This is a genomic window from Lysinibacillus sp. EB271-A1-10B, from assembly GCF_058791335.1.
Genome location: NZ_JBYTDL010000003.1, coordinates 96519 through 119617, shown reverse-complemented (window position 1 = coordinate 119617; position 23099 = coordinate 96519). Strand labels below are relative to the sequence as shown.

Genomic DNA, 23099 nt, shown 5'->3' with positions numbered 1-23099 from the left:
TGCTGTAATAAGATATTTTCATTTTAGCAAAGACATTTGAAATGTCTATTAAAACACACTTTAATATGCTATTATTACCTTATTATTCATAAATTTTGGAGGTATTTTTTTTATGTTTTCAAGTATTCGACCTAAGGCCGAACTCGATGAATTACTAAAGCGTGGTACAAATCTAAATGCAACGGGCCGTTTTAATAAAACACTAGCGTTTAACCATTTCAACTCTCAAGATGAAGAGAATTTAAAAACTCTTTATAAAAAATTAAATGATATCACGCCTTCAATGAACGCTATTTTTAATAACTATTTAAGTGAAATCTCTCTCTCCTCTGAGCTAACGATTAGTGAAGATTATATTAATCGATACTTAACTCAATTTTTCTTAGCTACTCGTGATGATGAATATGTAGATGAAACCGTTAAATTTTTCAATTTATTCAGAAAAAATCAATATGAACCTGGGAAGTTAATCGTCGTCTTCAATCAATTTGCATTTTATATTACTACATACATACTACATAATTTTGGTTTGAAACCTAATAAGGCATTTGAATACATGAAATCCTTCCAATCTGCAGTCAATGTTGATCAGGAATTGCTCGTTGAAGTTTTAACAGAACGTACAATTGAAAATGTAGTTGCTGAAATTTCTTCTTTAATGGATGTTAACGCAAAAATCATGTATATGAAAGATTTAGTATTTAGCTTAGATAAGCAAAATGAAGAAATTCAATCCTCTACCGCAGCAACTGAAGAGATTGCCGCTTCTATTAATGAGGTTGCACGAATGTCTTCACGCATTTCAGAAAAAACAACTGAATCTGTTGATCACGCTGTACAAGGAAAAAATGCCATTGAGCATGCCCTTTCTGAAATCTTTAAAACAGAAGAGACATTTACAACGATTGTAGAGTCCTTTTCAGAATTGCAAAAACGGGTAAATGATATTGAAAATGTTGTAACATTAATCAACCAAATTGCCGATCAGACAAATTTACTTGCTTTGAACGCTTCTATTGAGGCAGCACGAGCAGGTGAACATGGTAAAGGCTTCGCCGTAGTTGCACAGGAAGTTCGTAAGCTCGCTGAGGGCACAGTATCCGCGCTTAGTGAAGTATCTACAAATGTACATCATTTAAAGAGCTATTCAAATGATGTGTCAGTCTCAATTACGGAAACGACAGAGATTATAAAAGAAGCAACCGTTGAAGCTAAAGAATCGTTACCATTATTAAATGCGATTGTTAGTGCCATTGAAGGTATTAATCTGGATGTTACAAATACAGCGGCGATATCAGAGGAGCAAGCAGCAGCTATTGATGAAGTATCCGCAAGAATGATTGAAATTTCTAGTCTTCAAGATGATATTCGCGATTATAGCCATAACACATCTAGAGATATTCACGCATTAGGGAAAGAAATTAATCGATTCCGAAATCACATTATTGCGAATAATAATGTTCAGTTATCGTCTATAGCACTATTACAATTATCAAAAGCCGACCATATTTTATGGAAATGGCGAATTTATAATATGTTCCTCGGTCTTGAAAACGTCCAACCAAGTGATGTTTCATCGCATACAGATTGTCGTCTCGGTAAATGGTATACATCTGCTCGCTCAGTAGAACGTTTTGGGCACTTGCAGGATTATCGTGATTTAGACGCATATCATTTACATGTTCATGAATCAGCGAAGTTAGCAGCGGAAGCTTATAAGGTTGGAAATATCGAACAAGCTGAAGTTCATTTAAAAGAAGTAGATCAAGCTTCTAAACAGGTTCTCTATTATATCAATAACTTAATTGCCTATTTAGAACAAGAACGTGTTATGCACTAAGCACATAGGGGGTACCTTCCCCCTTCAATAGGAGGTGTAAGCTTGAATAAGCGAGCGCTAATTAAATTTTTCGGAGACGTTTATGGGACAGGCTACCGCTTTTTCATTAAACAAAAAGCGATTGAGCTAGGATTAAAAGGTTACTGTAAACTTAATGATCAAGAACAAATTGAGGTTGAAGTAGAAGGATCCAAAAAAGCGATAGATGAATTTTTAGTATTTGTTCAAAAGGGTGTTAGCCCTCAAGCAGATTCCAATTCATTTGCATTAGAGCTTTTTGATGATTTAAAAGGCTTTGCACGCATGGACTCAGACATTGTTTAATCTGGATACTCCTTTTTTGTAGTGTCATTATGGCCAATGAATAAATTCAGTGACGTTGCTGGCCAAATTTAAATTTTATTAATTAGGATTGGGAATAATACCCCAGTCCTTTTTATTTTTCCCTTCCATAAAAACCGCTGTTGATTGATCATTGATCCCCCCCTATTGAAAATTTCTTATCTCCTTTCTTTTTTAATATATAATTTTTAAAGCGGGTGCATAAGCCATTCCTCTGTTCTGCCTTCCTAATGTATTGAAGCCCATTTTTAGCTGTTCTTTATGATTTTTCATAAATTTTCTTGATTCATCATAAAATAGAAAATATTTGAACGAAAAAGAGAGATAATGCAAAAACGGATTTCATGGATTATAACAGAAAGAACGGGGTGATTTACATGAAATTTATTCAAAAATTAAGTGTGATTGGACTGTCAGTATGTATATTGAGTATCGTTTTTTCATCTGCCAGCATGGCAACAAAAATCGTTACAGATGAGCACCTGAATTCAGTAAACGAAAAAAACAAAAATGAAATTCATAATTACAAAAACGACTCCGCTAAAATATTAGCACAAGAAACAAAAACGGTGCTCATCAAAACAACAAAAGAAGATAAATCATTATTAGAGAAAAAAACAAAAGAATTTGAAGAAAAAATGAAAATGGAACAAATAGCATTAATAGAAGAGGGATTGAAAAAAGCAACAACACTACAAGATGTAGAAAAGGTAAAAAGTGAAGCAGCTAACTTATTAAAAAAAGAAAAAGAAATGTTTAAAGAAGAAAGCAAAAACTATGTAAAAAAAGTGACTGATACGGAAAAAGTGAACTTAGCAATGATTTCAAGTTCATATAAAACGATTAATGATGACTTTTTCACCTTTAACAAACACAGATTTTATTACTATGATGTAGATAAAAATGAACTGCTTCCAAATAATAAAGTAAATACTACAGAAGAAGTAAGAGCATTTGAAAAAAAACATAAAGAAGATACTATTGTAAAAGATAATCCAATCAACACGTTAATACTGTTCATTCTCCTTGGATCGTTATGTATCATTCCTCTCATCATAAGCAATAGACAAAAAAACAAAGCTTAAGCTTTGTTTTTTTATTTGACCTTATTCGTTTTATTGGGATATTAACACGTCATTTAAATGATTGAGTCTCAAATTTTCGCAGCTATATGAAGGGATATCACCTTAAAGAGTGATTTCATTAAATTTATCCATTAAATGAGATGTTGCCTATTGGACAACTCTTAATTGATTATTTGTGCCGATATACTATAAACATTGTTATTACTTTCTAGACCAAATTGCTATTTCTATTACTTGTTGTATTTGCTGCTGCATGTTCTCATTCTTCTTTTTATTTATGTTTTATTTAGTCGCCACCGCATTTAAAAGTAATTGTTTGTTGTGATCAGACATTACACGCCATTCTTTAACCGTTACTTTCATTTGCTTCCACATCCTTTCAAATGTTTGCTTCCAAACACTGTATGCAATCGTAGGCGCATATAGGACACTTCCGCATTGATTTACTGTGGTAAATGGCGCTATTTCAACTATTACAAAAAAATTAGGTCTACTACTTCTTGATTGCGAAAGACTATCATGTTCTTTCTGTAAGTTATAGAATAGCACGGAACGCTCTCAATACTTTTAGTCCTTTACAATTTTTAGCTCAATAAGCAAAGTTAATTCGATCCATTTATCTGACTTTGCAGGCAAAATTAAAAGCCACACCTTGATAGATGTGACTTAGGATGTTATTCGTTTGGATTGATGCAAAGCTAATATTAACACCTTACATACTTGCGTTTGAAACCGATTCTTCCTCTATCCATTTCTTTTTGAATATTTTCGTAAGCATTTAAAAAACTTGTTTTTTTGTTGTCCCTTTTGAGTTCAACTACCCCTGTTTCCTTTGCGGTCTCGATCGCCTTTTCATGTAGTGGCAAATACGAAATCCCCACTGTGGATAGGAAATTATTCATAGCAGATTTTGTTCTTCCTGGTGCATCATGAATAGAATTTTTCACCATATCGAGCATATTGGAAATCTTGCTTTCGGAAAATTCATTGTCTTTGCGATTCCCTAAAAGCCAGCAATAGCAACTCCAACCCGCTGACACTTTTAGCTCGTCACCGCTTGCAATCCATTTATCAGCAACATCTTGGGCAATATCTGACTCTGATAATGTTACTGCCACTACATAATCAGATAGCATATAAAAATACGCTCCATCTATCCAACGATCAAAATCCGATTCAGTCATTGCTTTTGGGTCTGCAATAATGCCTGCAAAATACATTGCATCATAGTTACCTGTAGCATAAAGCTCTTCAGCTAATTGTTGATTTTTTTTTATTTTCTTTGCAATGGGTTTCATAGCACCTGTAGCAACACCAAAAAGAGGCTCATGCGCACCATTGGATATATACATTTTTTTAGTTCGTTCCTTACCGAGGGCTTCAAGCTCCTGCATAACTGTTTCGAAATCCATAGTTTTGTACTTCCCTTCTTATCACACTATACTCCTCAAGTATATATAGTGGCCTTTTTACGAATTAATTTACTAAGGTTCTGAAATTACTTTTTGAATCTGCTCATTAATATTATCCATACTCAGTCCTCCATGGTAACAAATCACAGATTCAATGTCGAGTTCTAGGTATTTCTTCAAAGAGTTTCGGGCTTCATTTATATCAAGTGCAGTCGGTATATGAATTCCCCCAATTATTCCGTTTACACAGTACATCGAATCTCCAGCAATTAGTGTTTTACTTTCTTCCAAATACAAGCTGATATGGCCAGGAGTATGCCCTGGCGTATGAATAATGCGAATCCCACCGCAATACGGTAATTCTTGACCATCTTTCAAAATATCATCAACCTTGCCCTTTGGTAGATTCTTTAGGTGCCCATCCTTCAACAAAGTTAAATCCCCTTGAATATAAGGCTTATCCAATTCATGAGCATATACTTTAATAGTATTTCCATACTGCTGTAATATATCAGGAAGACTACCTATATGATCAATATCTTGATGCGTCAAAATGACAACTTTTAGCTTATCCAACGGCACTCCGACCTTTTCCATAGCCACGCGTAAATCTTCCATTTGTCCGGGGAATCCAGTATCTATTAAAACAGCCATTTCTTGATCCCATAAAAGAGTTGGATGAATAATATGTTCTTGAAATTCAATATGGAGCATTTCTACTCCCTTCGATATTTTCATAACTTTGGTCTCCTTCAAATTAGACTTTTTGATATTACAGTTGGATTTAGTTACAAAAAAAGTGAAGAAATGAACCTCTTTTGTATGTATACTGCTTATACTATTCGCGATCACAAAACTTACTAATACATACAATAATATTATCTTCAGCTACCTGTCCAAAAGTTCCTGCCAATATGGACTAATACTGAACAAAATAATTTAACTTCCTTCAGTAAGTGATTTACTTAGCGAAAGTGAAGCGTTAGTCGGGCGTCAGCGATGTTAACAACACACGACTGAGTGACCAACATACGTTTGTCCAAAGCCTCTAGCGGATGTCACTCATAAGGAGAATAGTATGAGAATCTTGTACAATTTGTTGACTCGTGCAAATAATAAATGCTTAGTCATTGTTAATTATTTATCTACTTACAATGAATTGGGAAAGTAAACTTCCACGCACATTGTCTTGCCAGTTTTCGCGGGTATCTGCTTTGCTTCCGCGGGTATTTGACTTGCTTTCGCGGGTATTCGCTTCGCTTCCGCGGGTATTTGACTTCCTTCCGTGGGTATTTGCCTTGCTTTCGCGGGTATCCGCTTCGCTTCCGCGGGTATTTACCTTGCTTTCGCGGGTATTCGCTTCACTTCCGCGGGTATTTGCCTTGCTTTCGCGGGTATTGCTTTGCTCCGCGGGTATTCGCTTCACTTCCGCTGGTATTCACCTTGCTTCCGCGGGTATTTGACTTCCTTCCGCGGGTATTCGCTTCGCTTCCGCGGGTATTTACCTTACTTCCGCGGGTATTCCCTCCTTCCGCGCGTATTTAGATACCCGCGGAAAGAAGTTAAATCTTTTTCTAAGACAACCTATGATAGATATCTCACCCCCTATAAAAAACTATACATATTATAAATTACAGAAAGGAGGGAATTATTATGTCTCAATCTTATGGTAATGGTGGATCTGGTTCTGGCTACGGTTCAGCATTTGCGCTACTTGTTGTTCTATTTATTCTCCTAATTATTATCGGTGCAGCGTTTTTGTATAATTCGTATTAACGTACCTGACATATATCATAGATATTTAATCCATAACATGACAATTATGAACTTCAAACCTCTAATGAATTTTATCTAAGGGTCACTACCCTTCGGTGGCCCTTTTAATGATGCAATAACATGCAAAATAAAAAGCCACTACTCGTTGTGAGTGTGGCGCCTTGCTGTCGGTCCAAAATTTGAGGAAATCTCCCTTCATGAGATTAGATATATCCAATGCTCTTTCCAGTTAGAAACTGTTGTTACTAGTCTAAGTCATTATGTAGTCTAGCTTCTTTATTATTGCACGCTAGTAATAACGTACTTCTTGAATCTATCTCCCTTTAGAATATGTAACAATCTATGAAGCATTATATAAATCTATTTCAAATTGGATGTGAACTTGATATCACTATTTTATTCAGTTATTGATGTCACAATGGTTTTATTGTTATTACAGTTTAGACTATTAGCTTTAAATTTTATACTCGTTGAAAGCAGCTGCAGCATATTTAATTCGTTTGCTAGCTTTTCTAATTCAACTAAACCTTCACTTTGCAAATTACTAACTTCCAACTCTAGTTGATTTAACGATTTTTGAATTGATTCTATATTTTCCTTATATTTCTCTAAAATAATTTTAGTTTCCAATATCTCAACATTCTTGTTTGTGTTCTTTAGCATATGGCAGACTCCCTTTCTTCTACATGAAAGTATCTCAAGAATTGGATATAATTAACACTATTATAATGTTGTTTATCTTATTAAACAATATTTATCTCTTTCAAATGGAATTAAAAAACTACATATAGTTAGAACTGACTATATGAAATATAAAGGACTATCTATAATCGACAAGACAATATAATAATTAATAGAAACGAAATTAGGCAGAACTGTTTAGGGAGATGGCGAATGAAAAAATTAATGATTGTTGGGATCATCATTATGTTGCTTGCACCATTTTGTACAGTACATATCAAAAAGCGTCTATATGAAAAAAGAATCGAAAACTATTTGATCGAAGATATGTCGTATCGGGAGAAAGCGATTCAATCTATTGAATGTAATTGGCACTTTGCAGGTCTTCCAAGTTATTGGGTGAATGTAATTTTTTCTGATGAAACAAATGTCGTCTATATTTATTTTGCTCATGATAAAGACCGTTTAGGGCAATTTGAGTACTATACAATAAATGGAACAACTCTTTCGCCAGAACAATTAAAGCATTTTAAGCCTTACGATTAAACTTAGCAAAGGCGCTTTTTCAAAAAGAAAAAAATAAAAAGATTGAAAACGACTGCTTCAATCTTTTTATTTCAAATGAAACTATTTAATTTAAATAACACCTATCGGAATGCAAATGGGGGCTTGATTAACAGGGCTTTCGATAATTTTTGAATTGAGCCCAAATACATGTTGAATCATTTCTTCTGTAAAAATATCATTAGGCGTTCCCTCTTGATATATTTCCCCATCCGCTATACTGATTAAATAATCTGCATAGCTCGCTGCTTGATTTAAGTCATGAAGAACCATTATTATAGTGTTTTTGTGCTTCTGATTTAATGCGCGAAGTAATTCAAGTACTTCAATTTGATGTGCTAAATCTAAATATGTTGTTGGCTCATCAAGTAGTAATATATCTGTTTCTTGCGCTAATGCCATAGCAATCCAAGCACGCTGTCTCTGACCACCAGATAATGCATCTAATGTGCGATCTTTTAATAAATCCATTTTTGTAGCTTTTAATGCTTCTTCCACGACTGCCTTATCTTTATCTGAATGGCGTGCAAACAAGCTTTTGTGTGGGTGACGTCCGTATAGACATAATTCCTCTACTGTTAAATCTTCCAGTATTTCTGGTGACTGCGCTAAAAAGGCAAGTTGCTTTGCTACTTCTTTCGGAGAATATTGATGAATGTTTTTCCCATTTAGATAGACACTACCTTGTTTAGGCTTCATCAAACGACCTAAGGCATGAAGAATTGTCGATTTTCCACAACCGTTCGCCCCAATGATGATCGTTATTTTCCCTTTCGGAATGTTTAAATTGATTCCATCTATAATCGTATTTGTTTCATAAGTCAGTGTTAATTCTTCTGCTGATAGTTGTGTCATAAAAGTCGATTATCCTTTCACTTATTTTTTTCACGTCTAAGTAAATAAAGAAAATACGGCGCACCAATGAGAGCTGTAACGATTCCAGCTGGAATTTCTACTGGTGGCATGAGTCCTTTTCCTATCGTATCAGCCATTAATAAAAATAAGGCACCTAAAATAGCTGACATTGTTAAAAATCTACGTGCGTTTGTATCAACAAGCCTTTTAGAAAGATGTGGAACTACTAATCCTATGAAGCCTATTGATCCGACTACTGCTACAGAAGCACCTGTTAAAATTACGCTAACAGAAAGGAAACTATAACGTAATAATTGCACATTTTCACCTAGGCTTGCCGCCACCTTATCACCCAATCCTAAAATCTCTAATTTCCGAGCAAATAATAGCATGATCGGTAACAAAATAATGCAAGGGATTAAGAACAGTATTTCGTTCCAGCTACGTCCCCATAAACTCCCAGTAAGCCAAAGCAATGTAGTATTAACATTATCAGGGAATTTAACGATAAAAAATTGAATACCCGCTTGGCATATCGCGCTTAATGCTATTCCTATTAAAGCAAAGGAGTGCGTTTTTGCGCCTTGCTTATAAGCAAAAACTAATAGAATTGTTGCTACAGTGACCGCTCCTAAAAGTGCTGATATAGGCAACATGATTGTCAAAGCATTAGGTAGTAAAATCATAGAAGCAACTGCAAATAAGCTAGCTCCCTTTGTGACACCAACAACATCCGGAGAAGCTAGTGGATTCTTCAATATAATTTGTAAAATTGCTCCTGCAACTGCCAATGATGCTCCCACAATAATCGCAATAATCATACGAGGTAAACGATAGTTAAACAAAATAAAAGAATTATCACTAGAATGTCCTATTAATGTATTAAAAATATCGATAGGTGATATTGATATAGATCCAATTCCTAAACTAATAAAAGAAAACGCGAGCAAAATAATTCCACAGATGCTAATCAGTAAATTAGGCTTTTTCTTTCTAATCATTGCTTTATAAGTCGCTCCTTCCTTACTAAATACAAGAAAAATGAAGCGCCTATCAGAGCAGTAACAATTCCCACCGGTGACTCATAAGGATATACGATAAAGTGAGATAAAATATCTGCATATAATAATAAAGTTGCTCCTAAAAGTGCCGAAAATGGGATGACCCGGCTATAATCCGGACCGACAAGTTTCCGTGTAATATGAGGCACAATTAGACCAATAAAACTAATTGGACCTGCCACTGCAACCGAAGAGCCGGCCAACATAATAACTAGTAACCCTCCAATTAGGCGAATCAATTGAACTCTTTCACCTAAACTGGACGCCATACTTTCTCCCAATGATAATATGGAAAATGAACGCGAGAGTAAAAAGGCAATTGCCAGTCCAATAATGATCCACGGCGATGCAACTTGTACATGTGTCCAATCTTTCCCATTCAGAGATCCAACAAGCCAATAGAGCACATCGGTTGCGCGTTCATTTAAAATAACGATAGCTTGTGTAATAGAAGAAAAGAAAAGATGAATCGCTGTTCCAGCAAGTGCTAGTTTGACATGTGTCATTTTCCTTCCAGAGGCGAATACATATACTGTTATTCCTCCAAGCAATGCACCAATAAACGCTGCATACACGGTCATTGATGGACTCAGTGTTGCAAATAGCAGTGTAGCAGATGCTACAGCTAATGAGGCACCCGCGTTGACACCAAAGATTTCTGGAGAAGCAAGTGCATTTCGTGTAATAGCTTGCATCAATGCGCCTGCTACTGCTAATGCAGCCCCTACCATCACCGTAAGTATTGTTCGAGGTAAGCGTAGCGTCTGAATAATCGTTGTTTCTCTTGACTGATCTATTTGAAAGATTGCATTAAAAATTGTATGGATGTTCATAATAGTCGAACCAACACTGAGGTGTAAAAATAAACCAATTAAAAGTAAAGATAGACTTATAAATGCAACGACCCATATATTCAATGTTCGTTTAGAACCCATTGTTTGTATCACACCTTTAACTGAAAACATATCTAAAAATAAGTAATGCGAGAATGTTGTATTATCAACATTCTCGCTTTTAGTAAAGAAATTAATCTTTTAATTGTTTAACAAGGTCATCACCAATTGCTTCAGATGAAATAACCCCACGATAACGAGTCCATAAATCGCGATCTACTACAAAAACTTTGTTTTCTTTCACAGCTTTTAAATTTTTCCAAAGAGGATTTGACTTCCAATCATCAATAACTAATTTACCTTCATTCTGCGCTAACACTAAAATATCAGGGTCGATTGTTGAAAGTTGCTCTAAGTTGATTTCCACATAAGCTTCATTACTTTTTGCAGCAATTTCAAAGCCTAAATTCTCTAAAAGTTCACCATCATAAGAAGAAGCCGTATGTCCTTGGAAAGAGGTATCACGAACAACTGCTGTTAAAATACTTTTTCCTTTTTCATCAGCTAATTCAGCTTTTAAAGCAGCCAATTTATTATCGTGCTCTTTGAGACGTTTCTCAGCTTCAGCCTCTTTATTTACAGCTTTCGCAATTGTTTTGAATGAATCAATATTTTCTATATATGTTGACTCACGACTATTCAATTCAATCGTTGGCGCTATTTTTTGTAAGTCCTCATAAATGTTTTTATGACGTTGTACATCCGCAATGATTAAATCTGGTTGAAGTGAGCTAATAACTTCCAAGTTTGGCTGTTCACGAGTACCAACAGAAGTATAGTTTATTTTTTTGCCTACAAGCTTCTCAATCATGTCCGTTTTATTATCATCTGCAATACCAATCGGTGTAATATCAACACCTTGTAAAGCATCCACAAAAGAAAGTTCTAAAACAACTATCTTTTTAGCATTTGTCGGAACTTTTGTCGTCCCCATTTCATGTTTGATACTGATTGATTCTGTTACATCTTTTGCATCTTTATTTGACGCATCTTTTGAATTGCAACCTACTAATAAGAAAAGCATTGAAACAACCATTAGTAAGCCAATCGTTTTTTTGTTACATCTAAAAAACACTTGAAAGCCTCCATCAATTCATTTGATAACAATTATCATTCTCTTTTTATAACACCATATTCACTATGTGTAAATAGTTTTATATAAAAAATATTTTTTTACTTAATAATTCCCTTATTATCATTTTTTAACAAAATTTTATTATTTCTACTTTATTTTATAAGTTCGATCCTCATCTCTCACAAAAGATCAGCTATGAAACATTTCATTTAACACAAAATGACATTCAAACTACTGAGAATTCATTATGTTAAAATATGTACGTAAGTGGAGCAAGACAAACAATTTGCGAATTATATGAATAGCTACGATTTGATTATGCAATAATAAAAAATCTTTGATAGTTAAAGTTTTCAACCTCTCAATGAGTATCTGGAACTAGCGATGTCGATTATTGTTTGGTCCGACTTCGTTCCACTGTGCCTATTAAAAAGATAAGGAAATTCCCTGTTCCAAAGTAATATCATTGAGAAACTTTACAAATAGCTGTAAAATTTATGTAAGGTTTATTTTTTCATTGAAACTTTATGTCGATTATTTCGTATAAGAAGATAGACATATTTAAATGCTAGGAGGAAGAAACATGCTCAGTGTCGGACAGTTTTTCTCTAGACATACCGCTAGCCTCTTAATTTCTCTCACAACTGTTTCTATCGCAGCATTTGCGGCAACACCAGGATACTTACTTGGTAGTTTATTGTTCGCTGGAACATACGCGTCAAGTACGACGTTGTTGAAACATAGACAGAAAAAGAAATTCATACAATTAGCCGGTATAACAAAAGAAGAATACAAACATATTGAAACTCAACTTAAAGCAGCCAATAAAAACATTCAAACATTAAGTCAAAACTACTTACGTGTACGTTCTGTTTCTGCATTTAAGCAATTACTCGAAATGACACGTATTTCAAAGAATATCGTGAAAATTGTTAAAACAGATCCACGAAAATTTTATAATGTTGAACAGTTTTTTTATGCACATCTCCCATCCGCTGTTGAATTAACGGATAAATATACGATGTTATCAAGGCAGCCTGTGAAAGATAAGGAAATACAAATTACCTTATCTAAAACAAGAGAAACACTTACAGATTTAAATGATACGATTCAAATTGATTTAAAGGATGCGCTTTCTAACGACATCGACCATCTTCAAATGGAAATCGAATTTGCGAATCGTTCCAATATACGACGAAAAGAACAATTGGAGTGGCGAGGCGATGATAAGTGACGGCAAATGATCACGCATTTCAACTAAATACAATACAAGGTATTTCCCCTCTTGTGCAATCTTATTTAGAAACTACAAATAATGAGGCGATGGCGACGTATGAAACGCTATCGCCACTTGCACAAAGTCGTGCACTTTTATATGCTAGTCAGCTTGACCTAACTAACTTCGAATCAGTCCTGTCCTTAGGGCAAGATTCACAGCGATCACTTTCTCAATTTGCTGATCGAATGCTTGCACAAGTAAAACAGAAAGACGTCACAAAAATTGGCCAAATGTTAGACTCGTTAATGCATACATTAGACCGAGTGGACCCTAACGCATTAGAACCAAAAAAACAGTCCTTTTTTAAAAAAATGTTTGGTAAAATTGAGCCTACTGTTAAGCAAACATTAACGGAGTTTGAACGGACTAGTATCCAAGTAGAGCGAATTGGTGTTCAGCTTGAACGTGCACAGCTTCAAATGTTTAAAGATGTAGAAATGCTAGAAGAACTGTATGCACATAATAGAGGATACTTTGAAGAGTTAGCGACTGCCATTGCAGCTGGACAAATGAAGAAGCAGCAAGCCATTGAAGTTGAACTTCCAGAAAAAGTGACAAGTGTACAGGCATCAAAACAGCCACTAGCTGTCCAGCAGCTCAATGATTTTGCCGCTCAAATCGAACGTCTAGATCAACGTATTTATGACCTACAAGTTTCTCAGCAAGTTGCCTTACAAACTGCGCCACAAATACGCATGATCCAACAATCCAATCAAACACTAGCGGAAAAAATAGAATTTTCAATCGTTACCCTTATTCCACTTTGGAAAAATCAGTTAGCTATGATGTTGTCTATGCATATGGATCATCGCTACGCGCAGCTAGAGGAAAAATTATCTCGTGCAAATGATCGTTTTACGAGCCCTTCCTTTGCACAGCAAGTATCAAAATTCAAAGAAACACAGCATGAGCTGAAGTCAGCTATCCAAGATGTCTTCGCCCTTCATACAGCTACTGAGCAGGAAAAAGAGCATCTACAAGAAGTTGCTGAATTAAAAACCTTTAAGCATGGATGATTCCGTTTTATCAACAAAAAGGGTGGCTCAGAAATCATCTGAACCACCCTTTGGTTTTCATTCAAACCTATTGAATGAAAATCCGGAATCAATTACGCCAATGCGAAATTGATTTGCTTATTCAAAATAATCTTTATAGTAGCCACCAATATTACCAGTGTTATCGATAATAAAAACGAACTCTTCTGTTTCGTTTTTCACATCATATTGTTGCCCTACTGTTAATACGTTTGACACTAAATATTTTGATGCATTTGTATGCTTACAAGTAACTGTGCGTACTGTTGGAGCATCTTTCCATTTTAAATGTAACATAATCTCTCTACCTCTCTTTACTAGCACGAAGCTAATGTATACAGCTTATTTTATAATATTTTTGTACGCTTGTGGAGAAAAAAACCATAGATGACCATATTTTCTCCCTAACTATCCATTTTTTTAACCATATCAATTTCGTATTGGTGTAATAGGTGCTGTCGCACAGATAAACAATGCGTCTGAGGACATGTCTTCATTCAGTAGATATTTCACTGTAGCTCTCATCCCAATACATGCAGAGTTTGGAGTCTAAATGAATGGAGAAAATTAATAAAAAATTTTACTTCGAGGTGTTAACATGAGCTTTGGTGGTGTACCGCAATGGTTTTTTATCCTGGCCGTTGCATTTGCAATTTGTTTTATTTTATACGCAGAATGGAATTCTAGAAAATAACTCAGTAAAAAATTAAAAATGTACATTACTAAATTCAATTTTAGTAGTGTACGTTTTTATTTTTATTATACGGACTGCAGTGAACAGGCTCATCAGTCGCCCTTGCCACTTTACTTCGATATTCTGTTTGGAGACTTGAAAGTTTAAGTTACAATGTTAGCATCACTGAACTTTTGCTTCCTAAAACCATTTCGTGATTTTCGTTTCAATAAAGTGCATAATAATTATAAAAAAGGCATTATCCTTTTCGAAAAAGAGTCCCCTTCAGCTTAAGAACAGCACATTACAGCCTTATCCATCTCTTTTTCATTTACTAAGACACTACCATTTTCATCAATAATGAAATCAACCCCGGCTTTAGAAAGCCTTTTTATCGCTGAATCAATAGTTTCTTGACTTTGTGTTGATGAATCAACCCATACGTTATAGCTTTTTTCTTGCGAACATCCAAGTAATAGAACACTAATTACGGTAAATAGAATACATAATTTTTTCAAAGTCCTACCCCCTTAACTGCCTAAAATTGACGCTATCAGTAGAAGAAAGTTCCTAGAGTTGACTGTACCGTTAAATTGGAGTGGCCCAGATTATATCTTAATCACAAATAAAAGCTGAACTAATTTAGTTCAGCTTAATTGTTACACATTATATATTGACTATTAATAAAATTCGTTTTGACTCACTTTTTTAGTTATTCATTACCAAACGCGTAAACTTTTTTATCTTAATGTCCGTTTTAAAAACGCTTTTGTCCGTTCATGCTGAGGGTTTACTAAAACCTGAGTTGGAGGGCCATCCTCTACAATAACACCTTTATCCATAAAGACTACACGATCGGCTACTTCTTTAGCAAATTCCATTTCATGTGTAACGATTAACATCGTATTTCCGGAATCCGCTAACTGACGCATTACCTTTAATACTTCTCCAACCATTTCTGGATCGAGAGCTGACGTCGGTTCATCAAACAGCATTACATCTGGGCTCATTGACAATGCTCGTGCAATCGCTACACGCTGTTTTTGACCGCCAGATAGTTGCCGAGGCTTCGCATTGACGTATTGATCCATACCAACAATTTGTAAATATTTTAGTGCCACTTCATCCGCTTCTGCCTTCGAACGCTTTAATACTTTCATTTGACCAACTGTGCAATTTTTTAGCACATTATGATTATTGAATAAGTTAAATTGCTGGAATACCATGCCTAAATGTGTTCGGTACTCTTGGATATTATGTTTATCGTCTAAAATGTTTTCATCTTTATAAAAAATTTGACCGCCACTTGGTGTTTCCAGTAAATTAATGCAGCGTAATAGTGTTGATTTACCAGATCCAGAAGAACCGATTAAGCAGACAACCTCACCCTTTTCTACTTGAAAATTTACATCCTTCAACACTTGGTTACGACCAAATGATTTACTTAAATGCTCTATTTTAATAACTGTCATTTGCTCATCCCCCTATACTGCTTCTTTCTGTTGTTTTTTGTAGGCATCTGGTCCATCCAGTCGCTTTTCAATATACAGTAAAATTCTTGATGCTGTGAATGTCATGACGAAATATAGGATACATGCTATAAAGAAGGATTCGAAATAGCGGAAGTTATTACCCGCAATCGACTTTGTTTGGAAAAATAATTCTGTAACCCCAATAACGTTTAAAACTGCTGTATCTTTAATGTTCATAATTAATTGGTTACCTGTTGCCGGCAATATATTTCGGGCAACTTGTGGTAATACAACATGTAGCATGATTTGAACATGATTCATGCCAATAGCCGATGCGGCCTCGTACTGCCCTTGATCAATGGAAACAATTCCACCTCGTACGATTTCTGCCATATAAGCACCTGTATTTAGTGAAACAACTAAAATACCTGCCGTAATAAAGTGCATATCAATGCCAAATGCTATATCTAATCCGTAAAATACAACCATTGCTTGTACAATCATTGGTGTACCACGGAAGAATTCGACATAGCATGTTAGTAAAAAATTAATGAGCTTTAAGCTATAGAAATTTACACCTTTTTTACGAACCTTTATGGTATGCATAATTCCGATGAAAAATCCGATAAGTGCACCAATAATTGTACTACTAATTGAAATAAGTAATGTATAATAAGCACCTCGTAAAAACATTTGCCAGTTGTTCTCAACAATAGAAATAATCCAATCAAGACTCATGATGTACCTCCTAACAACGTCGTGTTGCTTTTTCGTTACTGTTGTCTCTTAGCTATCAACCACTTTCATTGGGCTTCTGTTTCTTTAATTTTATGAAACTATTAGCTAAGACATTATTATTTTTTTGTGATTGTTATTAAATGAGATGTTATGGAATGCACGGGCTAATAGTTAGCCCGTGCATTCTTGTTATTGTGCTGCTGGTTGGTGGTGGATTGCTTCTTCCATAATTTTTTGACGATCATCTTCTGAAATACCTTTTAAGATTTCATTGATTTTTTCAAGCTCAGCATCACCTTTACGTAAACCAACTGCAATAGATGTATTAGAAACATCTGTATCAAAGCCTTTTTCAAACTTTACATATGTGAATTTATCATTTGTAGCAGCAGCGGAAATACCTTCTGGACGTTCTGCTACATAGCCGTCAATTTTTCCAGCTTCTACTGCTACACGCATTGCTGGGAAGCTATCCATTGCTGTTTGTTTTTTTACACCTTTGATTTGATCAATAACAGTGTAGTTAGATGTATTTAATTGTGAAGTAATTTTTGCACCTGAGAAATCTTGAATAGATGTTGCATTTTCATATTTACTACCTTTTTTAACAACCATTACAAAATCAGATGTATAGTAATTGTCAGTGAAGTCGATTGTCTGCTTGCGCTCTGCAGTAGGTGACATACCTGCTATGATTGCATCTATTTTATTTGATTGTAGAGCTGGTACTAAGCCATCCCATTCCAATTTTACGATGACTAATTCTTTTCCTAAGCCTTCAGCTATTTTTTTCGCCATTTGTACATCATAACCGCCTGCATATTCTGCATTATCGGCAATTTTTACCGCGCCATTTGCATCACTTTGCTGCGTCCAGTTAAACGGAGCATAGCCCGCCTCCATCCCGATTCGGAATTGGCCGCTTTCTTCTTTCTTATCAGTACTTGCACTGCCATTACTAGACGATGTCGTCTCCTTCTTGTCACTAGCACCACAAGCTGCTAGCAAGATTGCTGTCATTACGGTCAACATTAATACTAACCATTTTCTTTTCATGTAACATTCCCCTTTTCTGTAAAAAAATAAGACAACTGTACCAAAAAAGACCTAAGTACTGAACTTAGGTCTTACTTTTTTAACAGTTGCCCAAATCCTCACTAAAATTCCATCATTCCGAGATAGCACAACCTAGTAAACCTGGAAAATAATTCACTAGGACAGTCCTGCACTTATTCACTGCAGACCCAGCATAAAAGTACGAGCTCCTTTTATACTTCGGCGATAGTTCCTTCTCCATTGCGTCTTCGCTTGCTTATACTCAACAATGAACTAATAAATACCGCGCCTCTACCTCACAATAGGATAAATGTGAGGTTTGTATATTTAATTGATATTAAGATACTACTATAAAAACAATATTTTCGTCAAGACAATTTTATTACTTTTCTGATTAATTACAATATTAGGGTTTTTTAGCCTTTTAAAGACATATATACACTTTTGCAAAGTCGAAAATGATTTATTCGAATGTTTTGTCGAGAAAGTCCGTAAAATCGCCCATGCTCCATTGTACGTACTCCAACCAACTTATATACGTGGATACGCTTGTAACACACGCGACAAAGAACTGATTTTTCAGAAATCAAGCAAATAATTAATATTTAAATTATTTTATAGTAATTCAAAAGAAATTGTTGAACTGTAAAGATAACACCATTTGCACTATACGCATTTTTACTGTGAAGCTTTCACAAACGATCGGACAACTTTTCCGTTGATTCAGCTCTTCTTTCGGTCGCTTCGCTTGCTTTATCCGTCACTCCGACTCATTTATCCGTCGTTCTGACTCTTCTATCCGTCACTTTGGCTCTTTTATCCTTCCCTCCCACAAATGCTTCATAAAAAGCTAAAAAACCTTGCGAAACGATGTTCGCAAGGTTTTAAGAAACTCAGGAATTAAGAATTTAATAATAAATCTTCTGGGTTTTCAAGTAGTTCTTTAACAGTTTTAAGGAAGCCTACAGAATCTTTACCATCGATAATACGGTGGTCATAAGAAAGTGCCAAGTACATCATTGGGCGAATTTCTACTTCACCATTCACTTCAACTGGACGTTTTTTGATTGAGTGCATACCAAGGATACCAGCTTGTGTACCATTCATGATAGGTGTAGACATTAATGAACCGAATACACCACCATTTGTAATTGTGAATGAGCCACCTGAAAGATCTGCTAAACCTAATTTTTTGTCGCGTGCTTTTTTAGCTAGGTCTGCAATTGAATCTTCAATTTCAGCAAAGTTTTTGCGGTCAGCGTCACGTACTACTGGTACTACTAAACCTTCTTCTGTTGATACAGCTACACCGATATCAAAGAAGTTGTTTAAGTGAATTTCATCGCCTGAGATTTGTGCATTCACATATGGGTATTTTTTAAGTGCTGCAACTACAGCTTTTGTGAAGAATGACATGAAACCAAGTTTAGAGCCAGTTGACTCGAAGAATTGGTCTTTTTTACGAGAACGTAAAGCCATAACGTTTGTCATATCTACTTCGTTAAATGTTGTTAACATTGCTGTAGATTGTTTTACTTCAAGTAAGCGTTTTGCAATTGTTTGGCGACGACGGCTCATTTTTTCAATTGTCACACGTGATTCATCAACAGCTGCTACTGCTTTAGGTGCTGCTGGAGCTGCTTGTGGTGCTGCTACTGGAGCTGTACCATGAGCTGCAACGTCTTGTACACGTACACGGCCTTGTGGATCTACTGGAGATACAGCAGCAAGGTCAATACCTTTTTCACGAGCAAGTTTACGTGCTGCTGGAGACGCGATTACACGCTCACCAGAAGTTTCTACTACAACTGGAGCTGCTGCAACTGGAGCAGGTGCTGCTTGTGGTGCTGCTGGAGCTGGAGCTGCCTCAACTGGAGCTGTTGCAACTGGAGCAGGTGCTGCACCTTCGCCAGCTTCTACAACTGCGATTACTTGACCTACAAGTACAGTATCGCCTTCTTCAGCTAAAATTTGAGTTAAAACTCCTGCTTCTTCAGAGATGATTTCAGCGTTTACTTTATCTGTTTCAAGTTCAACGATGAATTCACCCTTTTCAACGCGATCGCCCACTTTTTTTACCCACTGTGCGATACTACCTTCTGTAATCGATTCTGCTAATTCAGGGACTTTAATTTCAGCCACTTTCATTTCCTCCTTTAATTAACGTGCATTGGTGCACATCAATGGGCTACTGCCTAAGCAAGTAGCCCGGCTCTCAAAAATATTTAATATATGATTATTTAACCTTTACAGGCTCAGCAACTGCTTCTTCTACAAGTGCGGCTTGAGCTGCTTTATGAGAATCTGCATCACCTTCAGAAGTTGAGCTCATTGCAGGACGGCCTACATAACGTAGCTTTTTACCTTCTGAAAGGTCGTGTAATGTTTCTAATGCATAATTCCAAGAACCTTGGTTTTTAGGCTCTTCTTGTACCCAAACAATTTCTTTTACATTAGGATACTTAGCAATAATACCAGCAACTTGCTCTTTTGGGAATGGGTAAAGTTGTTCTACACGAGTAATGTGTAGGTGATCGAAGCCTTCACCGTCTTTAATACGGTCTGCGATGTCGATCATGACTTTACCTGAACCTAAAACAATGCGCTCTACAGCTTCTGGTTTTGAACCTAGGCCTGGTTGTTCAATTACTTCTTGGAATGAACCATTTGCTAATTGATCAGCATTTGCTGCAGCTAATGGGTGACGAAGTAAGTACTTAGGTGATACAACCACAAGTGGACGAACGCCTTCAGTACCTAATAATGCTGCTTGACGACGTAATAAGTGGTAGTAGTTACCTGCGTTTGAACAGTTTGCTACGAACCAGTTATTTTCAGCTGACATTTGTAAGTAACGTTCCATACGGCTTGAAGAGTGTTCTGGACCTTGACCTTCATAACCATGTGGTAAAAGAATTACTAAACCAGATTTTTGACCCCATTTAGCACGTGCACCTGAAATATAGTTATCGAACATAACTTGTGCCATGTTAGCAAAGTCACCAAATTGAGCTTCCCATACTGATAATACATGGTCGTTTTCTATATTGTAACCATATTCAAAGCCTACTACCCCAGCTTCTGTAAGTGGAGAGTTGTGTACTGAAAATGATGCATTTGCACCTGAAATATGGTGAAGTGGCGTGAATAAATTACCATTGTTTTTGTCATGTAACACTAGGTGACGTTGAGAGAACGTACCACGTTGTGCATCTTGACCTGTAAATCGTACTGGTGTGCCATCTTGAATAATTGTTGCATAAGCTAAAGTTTCTGCATGACCCCAGTCGATTTTTGCAGAAGCAAATGCATCACGGCGTTTTTCTAAAATTTTGCCAAGCTTTTTCTGTGGTTCAAAGTTTTCTTCAAACACTAAAAGCTCTTCATTTATTTTTTCTAAACGTTCCGCACCAACTGCTGTATCAATTTGTGGGAATTCTACTTTTAATTCTTCTGGCATTTCTAAATGTTTATGTTCATCTTTATCTGCCATTTCTCTTACATGATCATAAGCTGCTTGCATTTCTGCATAAATAGCTTTATCTAAAGCTGCTACTTCATCAGCAGAAACTACACCTTCAGCTGCTAATTGAGCACCGTATAAAGAACGGACAGGTTCATGTTTAGAAACTAATTTATACGTTTCAGGGTTTGTTACAGTTGGGTCATCCGTTTCATTATGACCATGACGACGGTAACCAAGAAGGTCAACGATAATATCTTTACCGAATTTTTGACGGTAGCTAGCTGCGAAACGACCAACTAAAACTACAGATTCAGGGCTATCTGCATTTACATGCACAACTGGTACTTCATAACCTTTTGCAGGGTCAGAAGAATATACAGATGAGCGAGAGTCTTGTAGTTCAGTTGTAAATCCAATCATGTTGTTAGCAATGATGTGGATTGTACCACCAGTAGTGAACCCTTCAGTTTTTGCAAAGTTTAATACTTCTGTTACGATCCCTTGACCTGGGAACGCAGCATCACCATGCACAAGAATTCCTAATCCTTTTGTGCGGTTATGAATAGCTTGCCCTGGTTTAGAAGTGTCATCTTGTGCAGCACGTGCAGTACCTAAAACAACAGGATTTCCTACTTCTAAGTGAGAAGGGTTGTAAGCAAGTTTAACATTCATACCAGATTCGCGGTTGTAAGAAGCACCCATGTGGTATTTTACATCACCAGTCCAGCCTTTAGTAATTTCAAGGCGACCATCTTCTGGCATAAATAATTCATTAGAAACATGTGCGAAATCAGAGAACATCATGTCATATGGTTTATTTAAAATGTGTGTTAACACATTTAAACGACCACGGTGGGCCATACCAATACGTACATTTTTAACGCTATTTGTTTCAGCTGTTTTCAAAATTTCATCGAATAGGACGATTTGAGTATCTAAACCTTCACCAGAGAAACGCTTTTGACCTACAAAAGTTTTATGAATAAACTTCTCGAAGTTTTCAACACGAGTTAAACGGTCTAATAAAGCTTTTTTCTCATCAGAAGCTAATGCTTGTTTAAATGAAGCTGTTTCAATTTGTGCTTGAATCCAATCACGTTCTTCAGTTGCTACTACGTGATTATATTCAAATGCTACTTTATCTGTATAAACAGATTTTAAGTAATCGATTGCATCCTTACCATTTTTCACGTTTGCTGGCACATCTTTGAAGAAGACAGCTGCAGGAATTTCAGCTAAATCTGCAGCGCTTAAGTTGAACGCGCTTTCTTCAATTTGAGCTGTTTGTAGTTCACGGTTTTTCAAAGGATAAATATCTGCCGCTAAATGACCGTTTGTACGGATTGCATCTGCTAATTTCACAGCTGCTAACACTTTCTTGTAATCGCCAGCAGGAGCTGCTGCATTACTAGCTACAGCTACTTCACCTTCTACTACTACTGGTGCACCAAATTGTTGGAATAATAATACTAACTCCGGTTCTACTTCTTCAGGAGACTGTAAGAATAAGTCGTATTGCTCCATCACATATCCTAGGTTAGGACCAGAAAAAGCTGACCATGGAGAACTTACAGTTGTAACGTTGTTCGACATGAAAAATGACCTCCAAATTTTGCCTTTCGGCAGTTCCATTAATTAAATTACAATTAATTATATAATAATTTTCCGTTCTTTTAAAGGATGTTTGACTTCTCATCCATTATTTAAAGAACGTTTTTTCCATCTCAATCTTACTACTCTTCACAAAAAATACAACTCTTTTTAGCAAATTAAGCAATTTTTTTCCCAAAGGATAGA

At 36.0% G+C, this 23099-nt stretch carries 21 protein-coding genes and 1 riboswitch; of the genes, 7 read left to right on the top strand and 14 right to left on the bottom strand.

Annotated features, from left to right (window positions below):
• The first annotated feature begins 112 nt into the window (after nt 1-112).
• The 3 genes from AC3WSK_RS05770 (at nt 113) to AC3WSK_RS05760 (ending at nt 3267) form a co-directional block, all read left to right on the top strand.
• Nucleotides 113-1840 carry a globin-coupled sensor protein gene (locus AC3WSK_RS05770; RefSeq protein WP_079562272.1) on the top strand — a complete coding sequence of 576 codons (1728 nt, stop codon included), beginning with the start codon at nt 113-115 and terminating at the stop codon, nt 1838-1840.
• Between the two features lie 42 nt (nt 1841-1882).
• On the top strand, nt 1883-2164 hold the full coding sequence (locus AC3WSK_RS05765) for an acylphosphatase (RefSeq protein ID WP_079562271.1): 282 nt from the start codon (nt 1883-1885) through the stop codon (nt 2162-2164).
• 395 nt (nt 2165-2559) lie between these two features.
• Nucleotides 2560-3267, top strand: a complete 708-nt coding sequence (locus AC3WSK_RS05760; protein ID WP_492413690.1) for a hypothetical protein — start codon at nt 2560-2562, stop codon at nt 3265-3267.
• A gap of 704 nt (nt 3268-3971) precedes the next feature.
• Here the strand turns inward: AC3WSK_RS05760 and AC3WSK_RS05755 are convergent.
• Nucleotides 3972-4679 (bottom strand): DNA alkylation repair protein, encoded by a 708-nt coding sequence (locus tag AC3WSK_RS05755; RefSeq protein ID WP_492413692.1) that lies wholly within the window; start codon nt 4677-4679, stop codon nt 3972-3974.
• A 72-nt stretch (nt 4680-4751) separates the two neighbouring features.
• The gene (locus tag AC3WSK_RS05750; RefSeq protein WP_492413694.1) at nt 4752-5417 is read right to left on the bottom strand and encodes an MBL fold metallo-hydrolase; all 666 of its coding nucleotides are present in this window, start codon (nt 5415-5417) and stop codon (nt 4752-4754) included.
• A 915-nt stretch (nt 5418-6332) separates the two neighbouring features.
• On the opposite strand from AC3WSK_RS05750, the gene AC3WSK_RS05745 reads away from it, so the two are divergent.
• Entirely contained in the window at nt 6333-6455 is a 123-nt protein-coding gene (locus AC3WSK_RS05745; protein ID WP_079562266.1) for a YjcZ family sporulation protein, read from the top strand.
• Between the two features lie 396 nt (nt 6456-6851).
• On the opposite strand, the gene AC3WSK_RS05740 is transcribed toward AC3WSK_RS05745, so the two are convergent.
• Nucleotides 6852-7118 (bottom strand): hypothetical protein, encoded by a 267-nt coding sequence (locus AC3WSK_RS05740; RefSeq protein WP_492413696.1) that lies wholly within the window; start codon nt 7116-7118, stop codon nt 6852-6854.
• Nucleotides 7119-7349: 231 nt separating this feature from the next.
• Here AC3WSK_RS05740 and AC3WSK_RS05735 point away from each other — a divergent pair, with 231 nt between their 5' ends.
• Nucleotides 7350-7682 (top strand): DUF3139 domain-containing protein, encoded by a 333-nt coding sequence (locus AC3WSK_RS05735; protein ID WP_079562264.1) that lies wholly within the window; start codon nt 7350-7352, stop codon nt 7680-7682.
• 90 nt (nt 7683-7772) lie between these two features.
• Here the strand turns inward: AC3WSK_RS05735 and AC3WSK_RS05730 are convergent, their stop codons facing one another.
• From AC3WSK_RS05730 to AC3WSK_RS05715, 4 genes are all read right to left on the bottom strand, one after another.
• Nucleotides 7773-8555, bottom strand: a complete 783-nt coding sequence (locus tag AC3WSK_RS05730; RefSeq protein WP_492413698.1) for an ABC transporter ATP-binding protein — start codon at nt 8553-8555, stop codon at nt 7773-7775.
• Nucleotides 8556-8572: 17 nt separating this feature from the next.
• Nucleotides 8573-9556, bottom strand: coding sequence for a FecCD family ABC transporter permease (locus AC3WSK_RS05725; protein ID WP_492413700.1), 984 nt, complete (start codon nt 9554-9556; stop codon nt 8573-8575).
• Nucleotides 9553-10560, bottom strand: a complete 1008-nt coding sequence (locus AC3WSK_RS05720; RefSeq protein ID WP_427484087.1) for a FecCD family ABC transporter permease — start codon at nt 10558-10560, stop codon at nt 9553-9555. Before AC3WSK_RS05720 ends, AC3WSK_RS05725 begins: the two co-directional genes overlap by 4 nt.
• An 82-nt stretch (nt 10561-10642) precedes the next feature.
• Nucleotides 10643-11545: an ABC transporter substrate-binding protein gene (locus tag AC3WSK_RS05715; protein ID WP_492413739.1), complete on the bottom strand. Its 903-nt coding sequence runs from the start codon at nt 11543-11545 to the stop codon at nt 10643-10645.
• A gap of 622 nt (nt 11546-12167) precedes the next feature.
• On the opposite strand from AC3WSK_RS05715, the gene AC3WSK_RS05710 reads away from it, so the two are divergent.
• Together AC3WSK_RS05710 and AC3WSK_RS05705 are read left to right on the top strand one after the other, a co-directional pair.
• Nucleotides 12168-12818, top strand: a complete 651-nt coding sequence (locus AC3WSK_RS05710; RefSeq protein WP_079562260.1) for a 5-bromo-4-chloroindolyl phosphate hydrolysis family protein — start codon at nt 12168-12170, stop codon at nt 12816-12818.
• Nucleotides 12815-13879, top strand: coding sequence for a toxic anion resistance protein (locus tag AC3WSK_RS05705; RefSeq protein ID WP_492413702.1), 1065 nt, complete (start codon nt 12815-12817; stop codon nt 13877-13879). Before AC3WSK_RS05710 ends, AC3WSK_RS05705 begins: the two co-directional genes overlap by 4 nt.
• Nucleotides 13880-13996: 117 nt before the next feature.
• Here AC3WSK_RS05705 and AC3WSK_RS05700 read toward each other — a convergent pair whose 3' ends face one another.
• From AC3WSK_RS05700 to AC3WSK_RS05670, 7 genes are all read right to left on the bottom strand, one after another.
• On the bottom strand, nt 13997-14194 hold the full coding sequence (locus AC3WSK_RS05700) for a DUF6501 family protein (protein WP_079562258.1): 198 nt from the start codon (nt 14192-14194) through the stop codon (nt 13997-13999).
• A gap of 666 nt (nt 14195-14860) precedes the next feature.
• Complete coding sequence (locus tag AC3WSK_RS05695; protein ID WP_427484069.1) at nt 14861-15088, bottom strand: hypothetical protein; 228 nt, start codon at nt 15086-15088, stop codon at nt 14861-14863.
• A 222-nt stretch (nt 15089-15310) separates the two neighbouring features.
• Complete coding sequence (locus tag AC3WSK_RS05690) at nt 15311-16042, bottom strand: amino acid ABC transporter ATP-binding protein (RefSeq protein ID WP_079562256.1); 732 nt, start codon at nt 16040-16042, stop codon at nt 15311-15313.
• A gap of 12 nt (nt 16043-16054) precedes the next feature.
• Complete coding sequence (locus AC3WSK_RS05685; protein WP_079562255.1) at nt 16055-16780, bottom strand: amino acid ABC transporter permease; 726 nt, start codon at nt 16778-16780, stop codon at nt 16055-16057.
• A 189-nt stretch (nt 16781-16969) separates the two neighbouring features.
• Entirely contained in the window at nt 16970-17836 is an 867-nt protein-coding gene (locus AC3WSK_RS05680; RefSeq protein WP_427484070.1) for a transporter substrate-binding domain-containing protein, read from the bottom strand.
• Between the two features lie 115 nt (nt 17837-17951).
• A riboswitch (Lysine riboswitch) is annotated at nt 17952-18138 on the bottom strand.
• A gap of 598 nt (nt 18139-18736) precedes the next feature.
• A complete protein-coding gene (gene odhB, locus AC3WSK_RS05675; protein WP_492413706.1) occupies nt 18737-19978 on the bottom strand; it encodes a 2-oxoglutarate dehydrogenase complex dihydrolipoyllysine-residue succinyltransferase in 1242 nt (413 codons plus the stop codon).
• A 94-nt stretch (nt 19979-20072) separates the two neighbouring features.
• Complete coding sequence (locus AC3WSK_RS05670; RefSeq protein ID WP_079562252.1) at nt 20073-22895, bottom strand: 2-oxoglutarate dehydrogenase E1 component; 2823 nt, start codon at nt 22893-22895, stop codon at nt 20073-20075.
• Between the last annotated feature and the right edge of the window lie 204 nt (nt 22896-23099).